The 17,891-nt window shown below is 57.9% G+C and carries 15 protein-coding genes; all 15 read right to left on the minus strand.

Going from position 1 to position 17,891, the window contains the following annotated elements; translation table 11 throughout:
• Positions 1-2 precede the first annotated feature (2 nt).
• Positions 3-1,469 (minus strand): ATP-binding protein, encoded by a 1,467-nt coding sequence (locus GQA94_RS03400; RefSeq protein ID WP_158186743.1) that lies wholly within the window; start codon positions 1,467-1,469, stop codon positions 3-5.
• A complete protein-coding gene (locus GQA94_RS03405) occupies positions 1,466-3,646 on the minus strand; it encodes a Mu transposase C-terminal domain-containing protein (protein ID WP_158186744.1) in 2,181 nt (726 codons plus the stop codon). Before GQA94_RS03405 ends, GQA94_RS03400 begins: the two co-directional genes overlap by 4 nt.
• Positions 3,646-4,503, minus strand: coding sequence for a TnsA endonuclease N-terminal domain-containing protein (locus GQA94_RS03410; RefSeq protein ID WP_158186745.1), 858 nt, complete (start codon positions 4,501-4,503; stop codon positions 3,646-3,648). The genes GQA94_RS03405 and GQA94_RS03410 overlap by 1 nt, the downstream gene beginning before the upstream one ends.
• Before the next feature lie 288 nt (positions 4,504-4,791).
• A complete protein-coding gene (glmS, locus tag GQA94_RS03415; protein WP_158186746.1) occupies positions 4,792-6,642 on the minus strand; it encodes a glutamine--fructose-6-phosphate transaminase (isomerizing) in 1,851 nt (616 codons plus the stop codon).
• 2 nt (positions 6,643-6,644) lie between these two features.
• Positions 6,645-7,427, minus strand: coding sequence for a DeoR/GlpR family DNA-binding transcription regulator (locus GQA94_RS03420; protein WP_158186747.1), 783 nt, complete (start codon positions 7,425-7,427; stop codon positions 6,645-6,647).
• A gap of 74 nt (positions 7,428-7,501) precedes the next feature.
• Positions 7,502-9,649 (minus strand): methyl-accepting chemotaxis protein, encoded by a 2,148-nt coding sequence (locus tag GQA94_RS03425; RefSeq protein WP_158186748.1) that lies wholly within the window; start codon positions 9,647-9,649, stop codon positions 7,502-7,504.
• Positions 9,650-9,729: 80 nt separating this feature from the next.
• Entirely contained in the window at positions 9,730-11,094 is a 1,365-nt protein-coding gene (gene glmU, locus GQA94_RS03430; protein ID WP_158186749.1) for a bifunctional UDP-N-acetylglucosamine diphosphorylase/glucosamine-1-phosphate N-acetyltransferase GlmU, read from the minus strand.
• A gap of 114 nt (positions 11,095-11,208) precedes the next feature.
• Positions 11,209-11,637, minus strand: coding sequence for a F0F1 ATP synthase subunit epsilon (locus GQA94_RS03435; RefSeq protein WP_158186750.1), 429 nt, complete (start codon positions 11,635-11,637; stop codon positions 11,209-11,211).
• Between the two features lie 80 nt (positions 11,638-11,717).
• Entirely contained in the window at positions 11,718-13,094 is a 1,377-nt protein-coding gene (atpD, locus tag GQA94_RS03440; protein WP_102837646.1) for a F0F1 ATP synthase subunit beta, read from the minus strand.
• A gap of 30 nt (positions 13,095-13,124) precedes the next feature.
• Positions 13,125-13,988 (minus strand): F0F1 ATP synthase subunit gamma, encoded by an 864-nt coding sequence (gene atpG / locus GQA94_RS03445; RefSeq protein WP_158186751.1) that lies wholly within the window; start codon positions 13,986-13,988, stop codon positions 13,125-13,127.
• Between the two features lie 50 nt (positions 13,989-14,038).
• Complete coding sequence (gene atpA, locus GQA94_RS03450) at positions 14,039-15,583, minus strand: F0F1 ATP synthase subunit alpha (protein WP_158186752.1); 1,545 nt, start codon at positions 15,581-15,583, stop codon at positions 14,039-14,041.
• Between the two features lie 15 nt (positions 15,584-15,598).
• Complete coding sequence (locus GQA94_RS03455) at positions 15,599-16,135, minus strand: F0F1 ATP synthase subunit delta (protein WP_158186753.1); 537 nt, start codon at positions 16,133-16,135, stop codon at positions 15,599-15,601.
• 12 nt (positions 16,136-16,147) lie between these two features.
• Positions 16,148-16,618: a F0F1 ATP synthase subunit B gene (locus GQA94_RS03460; RefSeq protein WP_158186754.1), complete on the minus strand. Its 471-nt coding sequence runs from the start codon at positions 16,616-16,618 to the stop codon at positions 16,148-16,150.
• A gap of 93 nt (positions 16,619-16,711) precedes the next feature.
• Positions 16,712-16,939, minus strand: a complete 228-nt coding sequence (gene atpE / locus GQA94_RS03465; RefSeq protein ID WP_019340921.1) for a F0F1 ATP synthase subunit C — start codon at positions 16,937-16,939, stop codon at positions 16,712-16,714.
• A gap of 72 nt (positions 16,940-17,011) precedes the next feature.
• Entirely contained in the window at positions 17,012-17,884 is an 873-nt protein-coding gene (gene atpB, locus GQA94_RS03470; RefSeq protein ID WP_158186755.1) for a F0F1 ATP synthase subunit A, read from the minus strand.
• Positions 17,885-17,891 lie beyond the last annotated feature (7 nt).

Below are 17,891 nucleotides of genomic sequence, written 5' to 3' on the forward strand. Positions count from 1 at the left end.
CCTCAGTCGTACCTAGCGCGATAGGCGTCAGAGAACTCAAACGTCTGCTCACAAAGCCAACCCTCTTCACGCAATTGCTGAAGGGGGCTTTCGCTCTTGGCAATCTCAGACAGTTTTGCGGATCCTTTAGAGGACGCCGTAGCAAGTTTCGGGGAAGACGCCTTCGGTACGCCTTGCGCTTTCAGCGTCGGCGCAGGACTAATGCTACTCAGTAGTGAATAACGTTTCGACAAATCGTCAGAACTCAGCATCATCATGCCCTCAAGTTGGGCATCAATTGGCAATAGGTCTTCAAACCGTCCTAACTGCCTAGGATCCCGACTACGTAAGGCCGACAACGCCGGTTTAAGGATCTGCATCTTGGTGTCGGCTACGCGCCTAAATGTGCTTGGAGCAAGACGCTCCTCGCCGTGCTGGATAGCGAAGCGTTGGCCGAGGATCATGAGCTTCACTAGGAAGTCGGTGACCCCTTGAGTCAAATCATAGAGCACGTCGAGAAGCTCATCCGTCAATGGACTAACCTCACGGCACCATTGATAGGCCCACAAGGACTCCACCAACATCTTCCAGAACGGATCGTCCTTCTCGAATCTTTGAAACTCAATAACGCCAAGACCGCACCCACGCCGAGCATTTCGAAGTACGTCCGAAAACAGGCTGATCATTGAGTTAGTTCCAATGAACACAACGGGGATGCCAATCGAGTTGATTAGGTTGACGAAGAAATTAAGCATATTATCTTTTCCGCCGGTTCGAGCCGATCGAAGATGCTGAATTTCATCGATTAGCAATGCGCCTATAAAATAGGTGCTCGCGACCTGTTCCATGCGTTGAATCGTGTCAGGTAAGCCACTTCGAGAGCGGTAGCTGTTTGCATATCGGTCTTGGCCAATAGCCTGATCAACCGCTCGGAAGAATGCCCGGCACAAACCGCTTAGCGATCCATCGAACGGGCAATCTAGCTTTAACCAAGTGATTTGCGTTTGTACAAACTGACGGTTTCCATAGCGTTCATGGAGAACTGTCTGCGGATAAAGACGAAGGATTGATTCAAGCGCCGTCGATTTTCCGATTCCACTCAACCCAACCAAACTGAAGGTCGTTGCAGTGGACCGAAACCCATCGGACATCCTTCTGCTCGTTGAAAGCGAATGAAGGTGTCTTACAGTCGTTGGCGAAAGCGGATTACGCCCTACGTATCCACTACGAATCAAAGAAGAAAGAGTTGATTCCAGTTCAAGATGAATCGGCAAAGGCTGAACGACCGTCCGTAAGCGATCGATGCAGTGAAGACGGACCGCGCTATCGAGTTCACGCTCATGCTCATTCACGGGCGGAAAATGCATGATCAGTGATGCCGCATCGCTCTCACAGAGGATCGGTGGTAAAGCCTCTATCAACGGATTCCCTTGAAACTCCAAAACAGGCGATTGGTCATACCGCGCGACCGCATGCATAACTCCGGTCATTTTTTAGCTCCTGGACGAAGTCGACTCAGCAAGTCAATGACCTCGGCGCTGCGCGCACCCGCGTAATTTTCTGCTACGCCAACGCTAGTAATCGCGTCGGATTGCGGCGGGACAGGAATACGCAGGTCATCTGGCGCTAATGACTCCATACGTTCTTGCAAGCGCTCGTTGGCTCTATTACTGCGAATGTTTCCCAGCTTTTCAGACTTCGTCGAAACGTCAGTCGTCAAAGATTTATCTTTCTTCGCGGCGTTAACGACGCCAGATATTTGGGCATCAAGCGAGACTTTACTGACTAGCTTGGTGTACTTGCTTTCTGGCGACTCTTCTTTAATGATAGCGAGCATGTCAATAACTTCATCAAACCGATACCCGTGATACCGATCTTCAGACTTCCTTAGATCACAGCGCAGGAAGTTACTTTGATCATTTTGGATCCAGATATGTTCTGTGCTGTTAGGGTCGTACCAACAAAGAATGCTGCTCACCCCTCTATGTCTTGCTCTAGCAAACCAATTCTGCTCAACGGCCCAGTCACAGACGTAAAACATACCCTTGAACTTGATACCTCCCTTTTGTATAGAACCTCTGTCTCGGGGCAAAAGATGTAGGTAAATAAGTTCGTCAGCTTGAACATTTTCATCGATCCGAGCATTGCGGAGCGCCCAATTCCATATCCCTATTGGCGTAGGTTCCACCTGATCGGCAATCATTTCTTTAGAAAGGCGGTCGGGCTGCCGGTTGTGCTTGTTATAGTAGAGTATTCCCTGGACAATAATCTTCGTGAACTCAGCCAAATTGAGCGTAGCATCCAGCCGATAATCACGGTCACCCCGTTCTTTATTCCTCTTACGTACCGCGCCAGGGATCCAATGTATCTGGGTAGTAACGTTTAGTACTTTAAAGCTGCTCTCAACGATGGCCTTCCAGTCCGGCCGATAAGGAGGGGCGATACCTAGATTTATCCTCAGTCCCGAAGCCAAGCCTTCTGCAGCCTGACCCAACATCTCGCCTCTGTCGGCAAAGATTTCATGGGGTAAGTGGTGGCAAGGCCATTCGTCCGCGCTAATCTCTACACCAGTATCCGCGCAAAAGCTCTTCTTTGGTGTAAACGCATTAAACAGCGCCTGTCTTGCGCCGTTCCAACTAGGCCCTTCAAGGCCGACATAGACGCCGGCAATCATCCCTGAGAAAGTATCAATTATCACATAAACGACGGGGCGGCCAATAACCCAATCTCGGTTGTACCGGCTGACCAAATATATGTCAGCCACAGTAGCGTCTATTTCAAATAAGTGGCAAGGACCACGCAGCCCGTCGCGAACAGTACCGGTCAACGGGCGATGATCCTTTTGCCAATTTCGCTCACCGCTTCTTCCTCTAAGAACGGTAATATCGTCATAAGCTTTGTGTCCCCAATAAGCGAACTGCCTAGCGGTTGGCAGGTCCTTCTGAGGGAGTAGTGGTAGTTCTACGCTACCGCCTGGAAGCGTTTTCGATGTATAAAACCGCCTGAGCATTTTAATGTAAGCATCAGCAATAGTGCCAACTTTCCCGGTTGCAAATAAAGAAAAGCCTACCCTTATGCAGCTCTTGTCGGCCTCCGTCAGAATCTTTGACTGAGTATCGACTTCCTCTCCTTGAAAATGGGCCTTGCGTCCGGGTTTTTTTCCATCCCTATACTGCTTGGGCTTACCTGGTCCTCCAGAGTTAAACCGGTTGGGTAGCAAAGCGTTACGGACCTGTCCATTCATCCAATATCGGTACAATAGTCGATATACTGTTTTTTTTGGTATCTTGCACTTTTGCGCTTGGTTAGCTATTAAGCGTCCCATAGCTCCAGGCTGAAATATCTCTCCCGGAATTTCCGTCTCAATCAGATCCTGGATACGCAGCCAGTTTTTATCTCGAAAAGCCTTCTCTTTCTCAGAAAGGTCTTCTTCAATCCGCAACATGAAGGGGCTTGGTACTATAGCTACGGTTTTTATATCACCATTATCCAGCAAGCTCGTTAGTTCTGACAGACGCGTCACCCATGGCTTCTTAGGTGTCTCTGTTATATTAAAAAGTACTATTTGATCGGTTATAGCATCCAGCCAGAGCACCCTAGCTAATTGCGGCAGCTCAGCGGTCTCGGTCGCTGGTTCGATGGCATCGTTAATATTTAAATATGGCATCAGCTTGCCCTACTTTCATGTCGAGAGTCTTCGGCAGGGTACACAATATCTGGAATTTGCAAGACACTCTTCATCGTCAGCCTTTCGGCTAATAGATCAAGAATAATGTTCTTGTTCCAAACCAAGTGCATAAATATGTCCTTGGCGTCGCTATATGGGACGAATAGCGAACCAGCAATGCTTCTGAGCATACGATCAATAGACCATTGGAACTCTCGCATGCTATTAAACTCATTGAGGAAATTAATGATTAATGCGCGCTGCTGAAGCTCTCTCTTTAGAGTGGCCCCTTTTCGAAGCCAATCTAAGTTACTGCGCAGGATCGCGGGTATGTTTTGTTCTGTAATGACGGCCCAATCAATGCCGCGCTGTTTCCAAAACTCTCGTTCTATATTCAGCTTTTCTAGCGTGCGAACAAGCCCTCGACCCGACGCGAACGAATCGGTGTATTTAATCGTACGCGCAACTAGCCGATTGCCTCCGTTAGGCTCTTGCAGCGTGATTAAGAAATCGGTGGTCAACACGAAGGGTACTTTCGTACCCGGATAAACCGGGTACGGGATATTCAGCGCGTTGGCAATCGACTGCGCTGAGGACCGGGGCAAAAGGGGATATTGCTCCCTGATGTCTACTACCTGTTCAGAAAACTCAAGAACGAGTAGGTAGCCATATTCCAAATCGGAGAGGAGGTGATGGAGCCGATTGACCTTGATGCCATGTATCTTGCGCGACCGTCCATGGGATGGGACATCCTGCACCCGGAGCCATGGCACATAGTGCTCAAGACTCCCTTGCCCAAAACCTTTTTGGATATGCCGATCAATGTCGGATTGGGTTCTAAAGCTACGACCTCGCAAACAAGCCTCCCGGTGCCTTTAGCCACCCCCACCAATCCGAAGCTTGTAATACGCTCAAAAGTCTTAGGAAACTTCGCAGGCTGTGGATAAGTTAAAAATGCGGTTACAGATTAGCTTCATCCAGTCGACTGACGCGTGATTCGGATAGGCGGGCGGGCCTCCACAAATAAAGTTTATGAAAATCAGACACTTGTGATTTGTCATAATATTTTGTCTGTTGTCAAAATATTTTGTCGTTTGACAATATATTTTGGCGAAAACCAGGTGCCGCGCTCCGCCCGGTGTCGTTTATTCGACCGTTACGCTCTTGGCCAGGTTGCGCGGCTGGTCGACGTCGGTACCTCGCAGCACCGCGACGTAGTAGGACAGCAGTTGCAACGGCAGGGTGTAGAGGATCGGCGCCAACACATCGTGGATGTGCGGCATGCTGACGATGAAGGTGCCTTCGCCGTTCTCGATACCGGCTTCGCGGTCCGCAAACACGATCAACTCGCCGCCTCGGGCGCGCACTTCCTGAAGATTGGACTTGAGCTTTTCGAGCAGCTCGTTGTTCGGCGCCACGGTGACTACTGGCATATCGGCGTCTACCAGCGCCAGCGGGCCATGCTTGAGTTCACCGGCGGGATAGGCCTCGGCATGGATGTAGGAGATTTCCTTGAGCTTGAGCGCGCCCTCCATCGCCACCGGGTATTGCGCACCACGTCCGAGAAACAACGTGTGGTGCTTCTCGGCAAAGTGTTCGGAAATCTTTTCCACGGTGGTGTCCATGGCCAGCGCCTCGCCCAGACGCGTCGGAAGGCGGCGCAGCTCATCGATCAACTCCGCCTCCAGCGCCGGTGCCAGGGTGCCGCGTACCTGGCCCAACGACAGGGTCAGCAGCAGCAGGCCGACCAACTGGGTCGTGAACGCCTTGGTGGATGCCACGCCGATTTCGGGCCCGGCCTGCGTCAACAGCGTGAGGTCGGACTCGCGCACCAGCGAACTGATACCGACGTTGCAGATCGCCAGGCTGGCCAGATAGCGCCCCTCTTCGGCCGTACGCGCCTTGGCGTTTCGCAGCGCCGCCAGGGAATCGGCCGTCTCGCCGGATTGGGAAATGGTGACGAACAGCGTGTCGGGCTGCACCACGACCTTGCGATAACGAAATTCGCTGGCCACCTCGACTTGGCAGGGAATGCCCGCCAGCTCTTCCAGCCAGTAACGCGCAACCATGCCCGCATGGTAGCTGGTGCCGCACGCAACGATCTGAACGTTGCGCACCTTGGCAAACAGCTCGGCGGCCTGCGGACCGAACGCTTGTACCAGCACCTGATGATCGCCCAGCCGGCCTTCGAGCGTGCGTTGCACGACCTTGGGCTGCTCATGGATTTCCTTGAGCATGAAGTGGCGGTATTCACCCTTGTCCGCCGCCTCCGCGCCCTCGTGGTACTGCACGCTTTCACGCGTGACCGGTTGCCCGTCCAGGTCCCAGATCTGAACGCTGTCGCGGCGGATCTCGGCGATGTCGCCTTCTTCGAGGTACATGAAACGGTCGGTTACCTGGCGCAATGCCAGCTGATCGGAAGCGAGGAAGTTTTCGCCCATGCCCAGGCCAATGACCAGAGGGCTGCCGCTGCGTGCGGCCACCAGGCGATCAGGCTGTTTACCACTGATCACGGCCAGGCCGTACGCGCCATGCAGTTCCTTGACCGCCGCCTTGAGCGCGACGGTCAGATCGCCGAGTTCGTCGAGCTTGTGGCGCAGCAGATGGACGATGACTTCGGTATCGGTGTCCGAAACGAAAACGTAGCCCAGCGCTTTGAGTTGCTGGCGCAGCGCCTCATGGTTCTCGATGATGCCGTTGTGCACCACTGCCAGATCCTCACCGGAGAAGTGCGGATGTGCGTTGCGCTCACAGGGTGCGCCATGCGTGGCCCAACGGGTGTGGGCAATGCCCAGCCGACCGGCAAGTTGTTCCAGCTGCTGCGCCTGCTCGAGCTCGGCGACCTTGCCAGAGCGGCGCAAGCGGCGCAGCGTACCGCCGGCATCCAGCACGGCGACGCCCGCGCTGTCGTAGCCCCGGTATTCGAGGCGTTTGAGGCCTTCGAGCAAGATTGCGGTGATGTTGCGTTCAGCGACAGCGCCAACGATGCCACACATGATCAAGTCTCCTGAGAGGTTTCGGTGGCCGCGCAGATCAGCTTGATGCCGCGGGCCTGAATGCTCGAACGCGCCTCGGCGGTGAGGCGTTCGTCCGTGATGAGGGTGTGGATGTCGCCCCAGGGCAACTCCAGATTGGGTATACGCCGACCGATCTTGTCGGATTCGGCAAGCACGATGACTTCGCGGGCCACCTCTGCCATGACTCTCGAAAGACCGAGCAATTCATTGAAAGTGGTCGTGCCACGCTGCAGATCGATCCCGTCGGCACCGATGAACAGCTGATCGAAATCGTAGGAGCGCAGCACCTGCTCGGCCACCTGCCCCTGGAAAGACTCGGAGTGGGGGTCCCAGGTACCGCCGGTCATCAGTAACGTGGGCTCGTGTTCAAGCTCGCGCAACGCGTTGACCACGCCCAGCGAATTGGTCATGACCAGCAGGCCATGCTTATGCCCCAATGCTGGAATCATTGCCGCGGTGGTGGTCCCGCTGTCGATGATGATACGGGCATGCTCGCGGATGCAGCCGACGGCAGCCCGCGCAATGGCCTGTTTCCATGGCGAAACGGGCTGGGCGGTGTCGCCGATCAGCTCCTGCGGCAAGGGCACCGCGCCGCCGTAGCGACGCAGCAGCAGACCGTTCTTTTCCAGCGCCGCGAGGTCCTTGCGAATCGTGACCTCGGACGTTTCGAACCGCCTGGACAACTCATCGACGCTGACCTCGCCCTGATCGCTCAGCAGGGCAAGGATCGCATGGCGTCGCTGCGGTGTATTGCGTTTCGACATGTATAAGTTTCGATTCGAAAGAAAATTTGGCGAATCAAAACCTAAATGACGAACGCCGTCAACTGCCGCTGCGGTCAGACGCGGAAATACCCCATCAAATTCTGTTGATGATTAGCCAACTGATTCAAGGCCTGGCTGACCCGCGCCGATTCGTCCGCCTGGCCCGAGAGCGATTCGGTCACGTCACGGATACCGGCCACGTTGCGGTTTATTTCTTCGGCGACCGCGCTCTGCTCCTCCGCTGCGCTGGCGATCTGCAGGTTCATGTCGGAAATGACCGCCACCGCATCACCGATCTTGCGCAGGGCTGCAACGGCATTGCCTACCTGATCGACGCTGCCCTGAGCCTGGCTGTGGCTGCTCTGCATCGCCGTAACCACGTCACGGGTTCCGTTCTGCAACCGCTCGATGACCTGGCGGATCTCTTCGATGGACTCCTGAGTACGCCGCGCCAGGCTGCGTACTTCATCGGCAACCACAGCGAAACCACGCCCGGCCTCGCCCGCCCGCGCCGCTTCGATAGCCGCATTGAGCGCCAACAGATTGGTTTGCTCGGCAATCGCTCGAATCACCTCGAGCACCGTACCGATCTGGTCGCTGCTGGCGGCCAGGCTTTGCACTTGTGTCATGGCATGGTTGAGTTCACCGGCGAGGCTGCCGATGCTTTGCGTGGTGTGATCGATCACACTCAGTCCGTCATGAGTCGCCTGGTCTGCGTCGCGTGCCGCCTCAGCCGCTTGCGCGGCGTTGCGTGCGACATCCTGCGCAGTGGCGCTCATTTCCTGCGACGCAGTGGCGACCTGATCGACCTCGCGGAATTGTTGCTGCATGCCGGCACTGGTCTGGCTGGCGATGGCGGAGGACTGATCGGCGCTGCTGCGCGCGTCCTGAACCGAGCGCTGCACGTCGGCGATGGTCGGTTGCAACTTGTCGAGGAAGCGGTTGAACCACCCTGCCAGTGCGCCCAGCTCGTCGTCGCGAGCATACGTCAGGCGGCGAGTCAGATCGCCTTCGCCACTGGCGATGTCCTTGAGCATTTCGGCGACACCCTCGATCGGGCGCGTCACGCCGCGGGCAGTCAACCACATCAATACCAGGCCCAGCAGGACCGCACCGAGCCCGATGGCCAAGGCAATCACCATGTCCTGCCGGCTCTGGGACTGAAGCGTCCGCTCGAGGCTCAGCGCCGGACCGAGCAGCACCTGTCGCGGCACCTCCAGCAGGATCGCCCAGGGCTTGAGTTCAGGGATAGGTTGTACCGGCTGTAGCACACGAAGCGTTTTGCCGTCCTCGAGCATCGCCTTCTGGCCTGCATCGACCGCACGGGCGATCGTCTCGCTTTCAACGCCAAACGCGTCGTTCAGCGGTTTGCCAAGCAGACCCGGGTCTCGGCTGTGCCCGCCGAGGAGCTTGGCAGGACTGATCACGCTCAGTTGGCCTTCGCCCTGGTACAACTCCTGGTGCGCCTGCTCGCTGAGTGCCTGCAATGAGGCGAGGCTGATATCCACGCCGACGACACCGATGACCTTACCGTTCTCGATCAGCGGAAAGGCCACGCTGGTCATCAGCAGAGGTCGGCCCTCGACCTCATCGAAGTACGGGTCCAGCAAACAGACCTGGGCGCTGTCGCGCGGGCAGCCGTACCAGGCGTTATAGGGCGCGCCGCTGATGCCAGGCGTGGTGTCGGCGAGCATCTGTTCATCGATGGTTTCGGACGCGAGCTGGCCAGGCGTTCGCTGGGACCAGTACAGCGCGAAACGGCCGCTGTCGTTGCCGCCCATCTCCTGGTTGCCGATGAACATGCCATCCTTGTCGTCCAGCGCGTCGGTTTCGAATACCGCATAGAGACCGATCAGATCCGGATTGGCTTGCAGCGCCCGCTTGAGCTGGTGATGCAGGTCCTCTCGCAGCTCGAAAGCGTTCGACATCCGCTCGATGGCCTGCTCGCGCAGCGACAATACCTGGCGGGCCAGGCCCAGGCCATACTGATAGGCATCGTTGAACTGGCGTTCCATGCGCAGTGCCTGAGCCAGGCCACGTGCCTGCAGGTTATTGCGCGCGGACTCTTCGAGCATGCTGCTGCTCGAGGCATTGACCAGGGCGACTGCCTGGCGCGATTGATAGAGCGAAGCACCGACCAGCAGGCCGACGATGAGCAGCAGGCAGAGGCCAGCCAGCAGGGTGAGTTTCCACTGGATGGACAGGCGAGTAAGGGTGGGCATAATCGCGTCCTATTTTGTTATGCCCAGTTAGATCGGCCGGATGTACGATCTCTTGAGTAGCGAACGGAGAAACCGATGGCTTACTTGCGAGACTTCTGCGGACGCTCCCAGCCCTCGATCAGCGCTTGCCGTGCCCGCCCCAGCGCCAGCGTGCCGGCAGGTACATCGGCGGTGATCACCGACCCTGCCCCCGTGGTCGCACCGTCGCCAAGGGTCACCGGAGCGACCAGCGAGCTGTTGGAGCCGATGAACACGTCCTCGCCCAACACCGTGCGGGATTTGTTCGCACCGTCGTAGTTACAGGTGATGGTGCCTGCCCCGATGTTGGTTCGCGGCCCGATCTCCGCATCGCCCAGATAGGCCAGATGGCCCGCCTTGGCGCCTTCGCCCAAGTGGGTGTTTTTCACCTCGACGAAATTGCCGACGTGGGCCTTCGCGCCCAGGACGGCGCCAGGACGCAAGCGCGCAAAGGGTCCGCAATCGGCCCCCTCGCCCAGCTCGGCGCCCTCCAGGTGACTGTTGGCCTTCACCACCGCGCCACGACGCAGCGTGCTGTTGCGGATCACACAGTTGGGGCCGATCTCGACATCGTCCTCGATCACCACCCGGCCTTCGAGAATCACGTTCACATCGATCAGCACATCGCGACCGACCGTCAGCTCACCGCGCAGGTCGAAACGAGCCGGGTCGCGCAGCGTCACGCCTTGGGCCATCAGACGGCGCGCCGCACGCTGCTGGTAATGCCGCTCCAGCTCGGCCAGTTGGATACGGTCGTTGGCGCCTTGTACTTCCATGGCGTGCAGCGGCTGCTCGGTGGCGACCACCAGACCATCGGCGACCGCCATGGCGATCACGTCGGTCAGGTAATACTCGCCCTGCGCGTTGCTGTTGGACAGACGTCCCAGCCAATCGCCAAGCCGCGCGCCCGGCACGGCCAGGATGCCAGTATTGCCTTCCGTTATCCGCTTCTGCTCCGGCGTAGCATCCTTGTGTTCCACGATCGCCTGGACCACGCCCTGGCCATCGCGCACGATGCGGCCGTAGCCGGTTGGATCGTCCAGCTTCACCGTGAGCAATGCCAATAGCTGCGGTCCGACTTTCTCCAGCAAGCGCTCGAGCGTGGCAGCCTCGATCAACGGTACGTCGCCATACAGGATCAGCACGCGCTCAGCCGTGAGCGCCGGGAGCGCCTGGGCCACCGCATGGCCGGTTCCCAGCTGCTCGGCTTGCACGACGAAATTGAGATCATCGGCCGCCAATTGCTCGCGAACCTGCTCGGCACCATGGCCAATCACCACATGAATGGCTTCAGGCTTCAGGCTACGAGCCGTCGCGATGACGTGGCCCAGCATGGACTGTCCGGCGACCGGGTGAAGCACCTTGGGCAGAGCGGAACGCATGCGCGTGCCCTGGCCAGCAGCAAGAATGACGATATCGAGAGACATGGCAGATCCTGAACAATCGTGACCCGAAGGCACACGCGAAAGGTTTCGAAACGGAAAAGAAAAAGGGTAGCCAAGGCTACCCTTTTACTCGTGCGCGATGAAGCCGTGTGTGGCTCAACCGCGACCGTACTTCTTGCGCATCGCCTCGATGGTCCGCAGCTGAGCAGCCGCCTCGGCCAGACGAGCGGCAGCGGAACCGTAGTCGAACTCCGCACCTTTTTCGTGCAGGGCTTTCTCGGCCGCCGTCACGGCAGCTTGCGCTGCCGCTTCGTCCAGGTCCTTGGCGCGCGTAGCGGTATCGGCAAGCACCTTCACCATGTTCGGCTGGACTTCGATGAAGCCGCCGGAAATGTAGAAGATTTCCTCGCTGCCGCCCTGCTTGATCACCCGCACCGGACCGGGCTTGAGATCAGTCAGCAGCGGGGCGTGGCCCGGCAGAATACCCAGGTCACCCAGGTGACCATGAGCGACAACCATCTCCACCAGCCCCGAGAACAGCTCTTCTTCCGCACTGACGATGTCACAGTGGACTGTCATAGCCATACTTATGCCTCGGTAATCAGCCCGACCCACGACAAGCGCCGCCGATCGAGCTTATTGGCGCCCGCAAGCGGGCGCGCCAGTTACAGTTTCTTGGCTTTCTCGATGGCCTCGTCGATGCCACCCACCATGTAGAACGCCTGCTCCGGCAGGTGATCGTAATCACCATTGAGAATGCCGGCGAAGCCACGGATGGTTTCTTTCAGCGAGACGTACTTGCCTGGCGAACCGGTGAAGACTTCGGCCACGAAGAACGGCTGGGACAGGAAGCGCTGGATCTTACGAGCACGGGATACCAGCTGCTTGTCGGCTTCGGACAGTTCGTCCATGCCCAGGATCGCGATGATGTCCTTCAGTTCCTTGTAACGCTGCAGCACGTACTGGACGCCACGAGCGGTGTCGTAGTGCTCCTGGCCGATCACGTTTGCATCCAGCTGGCGCGAAGTGGAGTCGAGTGGGTCGACCGCCGGGTAGATACCCAGCGAAGCGATGTCACGCGACAGCACCACGGTAGCGTCCAGGTGGGCGAAGGTGGTCGCCGGGGACGGGTCGGTCAAGTCATCCGCAGGGACGTAAACGGCCTGAACGGATGTGATCGAACCGCTCTTGGTGGAGGTGATGCGCTCTTGCAGAACGCCCATTTCCTCGGCCAGCGTCGGCTGATAACCCACCGCGGACGGCATACGACCCAGCAGCGCGGACACTTCGGTACCGGCCAGGGTGTAACGGTAGATGTTGTCGACGAACAGCAGAACGTCCTTGCCTTCGTCACGGAACTTCTCGGCCATGGTCAGGCCGGTCAGTGCTACGCGCAGACGGTTTCCTGGTGGCTCGTTCATCTGGCCGTAGACCAGTGCAACCTTGTCCAGAACGTTGGAGTCCTTCATCTCGTGATAGAAGTCGTTACCTTCACGAGTCCGCTCACCCACACCGGCGAACACGGAGTAACCGCTGTGCTCCATCGCGATGTTACGGATCAGTTCCATCATGTTTACGGTCTTGCCGACACCGGCGCCACCGAACAGACCGACCTTACCGCCCTTGGCGAACGGGCAGACCAGATCGATTACCTTGATGCCGGTTTCCAGCAGCTCGTTGCCGCCAGCCTGCTCGGCATAGCTCGGCGCCGCGCGGTGAATGCCCCAGCGCTCTTCTTCGCCGATGGGACCGGCTTCGTCGATCGGGTTGCCCAGCACGTCCATGATCCGGCCCAGCGTGGCAGTGCCTACCGGTACGGAGATGGCGGCGCCGGTGTTGCTGACGTCCAGACCGCGCTTGAGGCCTTCGGTCGAACCCATGGCAATGGTACGGACGATGCCGTCGCCCAGCTGCTGCTGGACTTCCAGGGTGGTTTCAGCGCCAGTCACCTTCAGCGCGTCATAGATATTCGGTACCAGATCGCGCGGAAATTCCACGTCGATAACGGCGCCGATGATTTGAACGATACGTCCGCTACTCATGTTTGGTTCCTCTGAATATTTGAACCGTTCTTAAACCGCGGCAGCGCCGCCGACGATTTCCGAAATTTCCTGCGTGATCGCAGCCTGACGGGCCTTGTTATAGACCAGTTGCAGGTCGCTGATCAGCTCACCGGCGTTGTCGGTTGCGTTCTTCATGGCGATCATCCGGGCAGCCTGCTCGGCGGCACCGTTCTCGACCACGGCCTGGTAGACCTGGGATTCGACGTAACGAACCAGCAACGCATCGAGCAGCTGTCGCGCGTCGGGTTCGTACAGGTAGTCCCACTGCCCTTTTGGCGCGGTCTGATCGTCACTGGCGGCCAGGGGTAGCAACTGCGCTACGGTCGGCTTCTGCGTCATGGTGTTGATGAACTTGTTCGACACCAGATAGAGACGGTCCAGACGGCCCTGATCGAAGGCATCCAGCATGACCTTGACGCTGCCGATCAGATCATTGATCGACGGCTCTTCGCCAAGTCCGTTGACTGCCGCGACCACGTTACCGCCAAAGCTGCGGAAGAAGCTCGCGCCCTTGCTACCGATTACGCACAGGTCGGCCTGGATGTTGCTGTCATGCCATTCCTTCATGTGCTTGACCAGCACCTTGAACAGGTTGGTGTTCAAGCCACCGCACAGCCCACGATCGGAAGACACGACGATGTAGCCGACACGCTTGACCGGTCGCTCAACCATGAACGGGTGACGGTACTCCGGGTTGGTATTGGCCAGGTGGCCGATTACCTGCTGGATCCGTTCCGCATAAGGACGGCTGGCAGCCATGCGCATCTGTGCCTTGCGCATCTTGCTGACCGCCACCTTTTCCATGGCGCTGGTGATCTTCTGCGTGCTTTTGATGCTCGCAATCTTGCTGCGAATCTCTTTTGCGCCTGCCATTTGACACCTATCGGGTTAGCAAGCGGGAACCTTTCGGCTCCCGCTGCGGCTTACCAGGATTGGGTGGCCTTGAACGACTCGATACCGGCTTTGATGCCTGCGTCGATTTCGTCGTTGAAGTCGCCCTTCACGTTGATCTTGTCCAGCAGAGCGGCATGCTCATGGTGGAAATAGGCAATCAACGCCTGCTCGAAGGCACCGACCTTGGCTACTTCGATGTCCTGCAGGTAGCCACGCTCGGCTGCGTACAGGGACACCGCCATATCGGCAATGGACATCGGCGCGTACTGCTTCTGCTTCATCAGCTCGGTCACACGCTGACCATGCTCGAGCTGCTTGCGGGTCGCTTCGTCCAGGTCGGAGGCGAACTGGGCGAAAGCCGCCAGCTCACGGTACTGGGCCAGCGCGGTACGAATACCACCGGACAGCTTCTTGATGATCTTGGTCTGCGCGGCGCCACCGACGCGCGATACCGAGATACCGGCGTTGACGGCCGGACGGATACCCGCGTTGAACATCGACGACTCGAGGAAGATCTGACCGTCGGTGATGGAGATCACGTTGGTCGGAACGAACGCGGATACGTCACCGGCCTGGGTTTCGATGATCGGCAGGGCCGTCAGGGAACCAGTCTTGCCTGTTACGGCGCCGTTGGTGAACTTCTCGACATACTCTTCGGAAACGCGCGATGCACGCTCCAGCAGGCGGCTGTGGAGATAGAACACGTCGCCCGGGTAGGCTTCACGTCCTGGCGGACGACGCAGCAGCAGGGAAATCTGGCGGTAGGCCACGGCCTGCTTGGACAGATCGTCATACACGATCAGCGCGTCTTCACCACGGTCACGGAAGTACTCACCCATGGTGCAACCGGCGTACGGAGCCAGGAACTGCAGGGCAGCCGACTCGGATGCCGACGCAGCGACGATGATGGTGTTTTCCAGGGCGCCGTGCTGTTCGAGCTTGCGAACCACGTTGGCGATGGTCGACTGCTTCTGACCGATCGCGACGTAGACGCACTTGATGCCGCTGTTGCGCTGGTTGATGATCGCGTCGATAGCCAGCGCGGTCTTGCCGATCTGACGGTCACCGATGATCAGCTCGCGCTGACCGCGGCCGACCGGGATCATGGCGTCGACCGACTTGTATCCAGTCTGTACCGGCTGGTCGACCGACTTACGCCAGATCACGCCAGGGGCGACCTTCTCGACCGCGTCAGTTGCCTGCGCGTTGATCGGTCCCTTGCCGTCGACCGGGTTGCCAAGGGCATCGACGACGCGACCCAGCAGTTCCGGACCGACCGGCACTTCCAGAACGCGGCCGGTGCACTTGGCACTCATGCCTTCGGTCAGGCTCTGGTAGCTGCCCAGTACCACGGCACCTACGGAGTCCTGCTCCAGGTTCAGGGCCATGCCGTAGACACCGCCAGGGAATTCGATCATCTCCCCGTACATGACGTCGGCCAGGCCATAAATGCGAACGATACCGTCAGAAACGCTGACGACGGTGCCTTCGTTACGCGCTTGAGCAGACACATCGGAACTACCGATGCGCTGCTTTATGATTTCACTAATCTCGGAAGGATTCAGTTGCTGCATGCCACGACCCTCAAATCAGGATTTCAACGATTCGGCCAACTGGCTCAGTTTGCCGCGGACCGAACCATCGACAACCACATCGCCGGCGCGGATAACAACGCCGCCGATCAGCGCAGGGTTCACGACCTGCTGGGGGTTGACGGTACGATCTAGCCGCTTCGACAAGGCGGCAGCCAAGGTTTGGAGTTGCGCAGGGGTCAGCTCGAAAGCTGTCTGCACTTCAACGTCGAGTGTCTTTTCGGCCTCAGCCTTGAGGTCTTCGAACAGCTCCCGGATCGTCGGCAGCACGTCGAGGCGATCGTTATCGCCCAGCGTGGTGACGAAGTTGCGGAAGGCTTCATCGATATCGCTACCAAACAGCTGAACCAGGGTGTTGACCTTGCTTTCGCTGGTCAGCCGTGGGTTTTTCAGCAGTTCGGCAACGTCAGGGACCTCAACGGCGACCGCAGCCAGGCTCAACATGCCCGACCAGGCATCGATCCGGCCAGCTGTGCTGGCAAACTCGAAAGCGGCTTTCGCATAGGGCCGAGCAAGCGTCTGGGTATTGATCATCGCTCGCCTCGCTTAGAGTTGGGAGGCCAGTTTTTCGACCAGATCGTTGTGCGCCTTGGCGTCCACCTGGGACTCCAGGATTTTCTCCGCACCCATGACGGCCAATACCGCTACTTGGTTACGAAGTTGCTCCTTGGCACGATTCACTTCCTGCTCGATTTCGGCACGGGCGCCAGCCACCAGGCGCTCGCCTTCGACACGCGCTTGCTGCCTGGCTTCCTCAACGATCGCGCTGGCCTGCTTGTTGGCCTGCTCAAGGATCTGGGCAGCTTGCCCCTTGGTCTCGCGGAGAGTGTTGGAAACCTTTTCCTGAGCCAATTTTAGGTCTTGCTGCGCACGGCCTGCGGCGTCCAGCCCATCAGCGATTTTCTTCTGGCGTTCCTGCATGGCCTTGGTGATAGGCGGCCATACGTACTTCATGCAAAACCAGACGAAAATAGCGAAGGCGAACGTTTGACCGAACAGCGTCAAGTTAATGTTCACAGCGATATACCTCGTGCTATCTCGTTCGACGCGGTTGTCAATTCCACGGCAACGGGGCTCGCCGCGCGAACCCCGTCAGGAACCGGAAAAGTCTTAAGCAGCGACAACGAAGATGAGGTACATCGCGATACCAACACCGATCATCGGTACGGCATCGAGCAGACCAGCCATGAGGAAGGTCTTGGTTTGCAGCTGAGGAGCCAGCTCGGGTTGACGAGCAGTGGATTCCAGCAGCTTGCCACCCAGCAGGGCGAAGCCGATGCCAGTGCCCAGGGCACCCAGACCGATCATGATGGAGGCGGCGATGTAGACGAGTTCCATGTAAAGCTCCTGAAGCTAAGGGTTAAGGTTTTCTAGGGTAAAACGAAACGATGATTTGAACCGGTTCAACTGTTAGGGCGTGAGTTCGGCATGACCGTGATCTTCATGCGCAGAGCTCAGGTACACCACGGTCAGAACCATGAAAATGAACGCCTGGAGCGGGATCACCAGAATATGGAAGATCGCCCAGGGCACGTTCAGGGTCCACTGCACGTAGAACGGCAGCAGCGCGATGAGGATGAACACCACCTCACCGGCATACATGTTGCCGAACAGTCGCAGAGCCAGGCTCAGCGGCTTGGTCAGCAGACCGAGGATTTCGAGAAACAGGTTGAACGGCACCAGCGACCAGTGATTGAACGGGGTGAAGGCCAGTTCCTTGGTAAAGCCGCCGAAGCCCTTGACCTTGAAGCTGTAGAACAGGATCAGGGCGAAGACGCCGAGCGACAGGCCGAAGGTACCGTTCGGATCGGCGGTCGGAACGATCTTGAAGTACGGCACGCCCATCGCGTGAGCCAGGCCCGGAATATAGTCGACCGGGATCCACTTCAGGCTGTTCATCAAGAAGACCCAGACGAAGATGGTCAGCGCCAGCGGGGCGATCAGGGCGTTACGACCGTGGAAGGTGTCCTTGACGACGCCTTCGACGAACTCGACGCACATCTCCACGAAATTCTGCAGACGGCCAGGGGTACCGGCGGTCGCGCCCTTTGCGGCCATGCGGAAGATCAGGATGAAGATCAACCCCATGAACACGGACCAGCCGAGCGTATCGACGTGGAACGCCATGAAACCCATGTCGCGGGCTTCCATGCCGCTCTGGGCGATGGTCCAGGTGGCCTGGTCGATTACCGAACCGTCGGCACGAACGTAACCTTCAGGCAGTTTTCCGTAAGTCAGATTCTGCAGGTGATGCTGGATGTATTCCGCCGGGGTACTCGCCATAAACGCC

The sequence above is a fragment of the Stutzerimonas stutzeri genome, assembly GCF_009789555.1.
GTDB classification, from domain to species: Bacteria; Pseudomonadota; Gammaproteobacteria; order Pseudomonadales; family Pseudomonadaceae; genus Stutzerimonas; species Stutzerimonas stutzeri_R.

Excerpts from the sequence above, each read along its gene's own strand:
- GQA94_RS03400 (WP_158186743.1), bottom strand. The coding sequence starts at position 1,469 with ATGACCGGAGTTATGCATGCGGTCGCGCGGTATGACCAATCGCCTGTT.
- GQA94_RS03405 (WP_158186744.1), bottom strand. The coding sequence starts at position 3,646 with ATGCCATATTTAAATATTAACGATGCCATCGAACCAGCGACCGAGACC.
- glmS (WP_158186746.1), bottom strand. The coding sequence starts at position 6,642 with ATGTGTGGCATCGTTGGCGCTGTCGCTGAACGCAACATCACCGCAATC.
- GQA94_RS03420 (WP_158186747.1), bottom strand. The coding sequence starts at position 7,427 with ATGTCGAAACGCAATACACCGCAGCGACGCCATGCGATCCTTGCCCTG.
- GQA94_RS03425 (WP_158186748.1), bottom strand. The coding sequence starts at position 9,649 with ATGCCCACCCTTACTCGCCTGTCCATCCAGTGGAAACTCACCCTGCTG.
- glmU (WP_158186749.1), bottom strand. The coding sequence starts at position 11,094 with ATGTCTCTCGATATCGTCATTCTTGCTGCTGGCCAGGGCACGCGCATG.
- GQA94_RS03435 (WP_158186750.1), bottom strand. The coding sequence starts at position 11,637 with ATGGCTATGACAGTCCACTGTGACATCGTCAGTGCGGAAGAAGAGCTG.
- atpD (WP_102837646.1), bottom strand. The coding sequence starts at position 13,094 with ATGAGTAGCGGACGTATCGTTCAAATCATCGGCGCCGTTATCGACGTG.
- atpG (WP_158186751.1), bottom strand. The coding sequence starts at position 13,988 with ATGGCAGGCGCAAAAGAGATTCGCAGCAAGATTGCGAGCATCAAAAGC.
- atpA (WP_158186752.1), bottom strand. The coding sequence starts at position 15,583 with ATGCAGCAACTGAATCCTTCCGAGATTAGTGAAATCATAAAGCAGCGC.
- GQA94_RS03455 (WP_158186753.1), bottom strand. The coding sequence starts at position 16,135 with ATGATCAATACCCAGACGCTTGCTCGGCCCTATGCGAAAGCCGCTTTC.
- atpE (WP_019340921.1), bottom strand. The coding sequence starts at position 16,939 with ATGGAACTCGTCTACATCGCCGCCTCCATCATGATCGGTCTGGGTGCC.
- atpB (WP_158186755.1), bottom strand. The coding sequence starts at position 17,884 with ATGGCGAGTACCCCGGCGGAATACATCCAGCATCACCTGCAGAATCTG.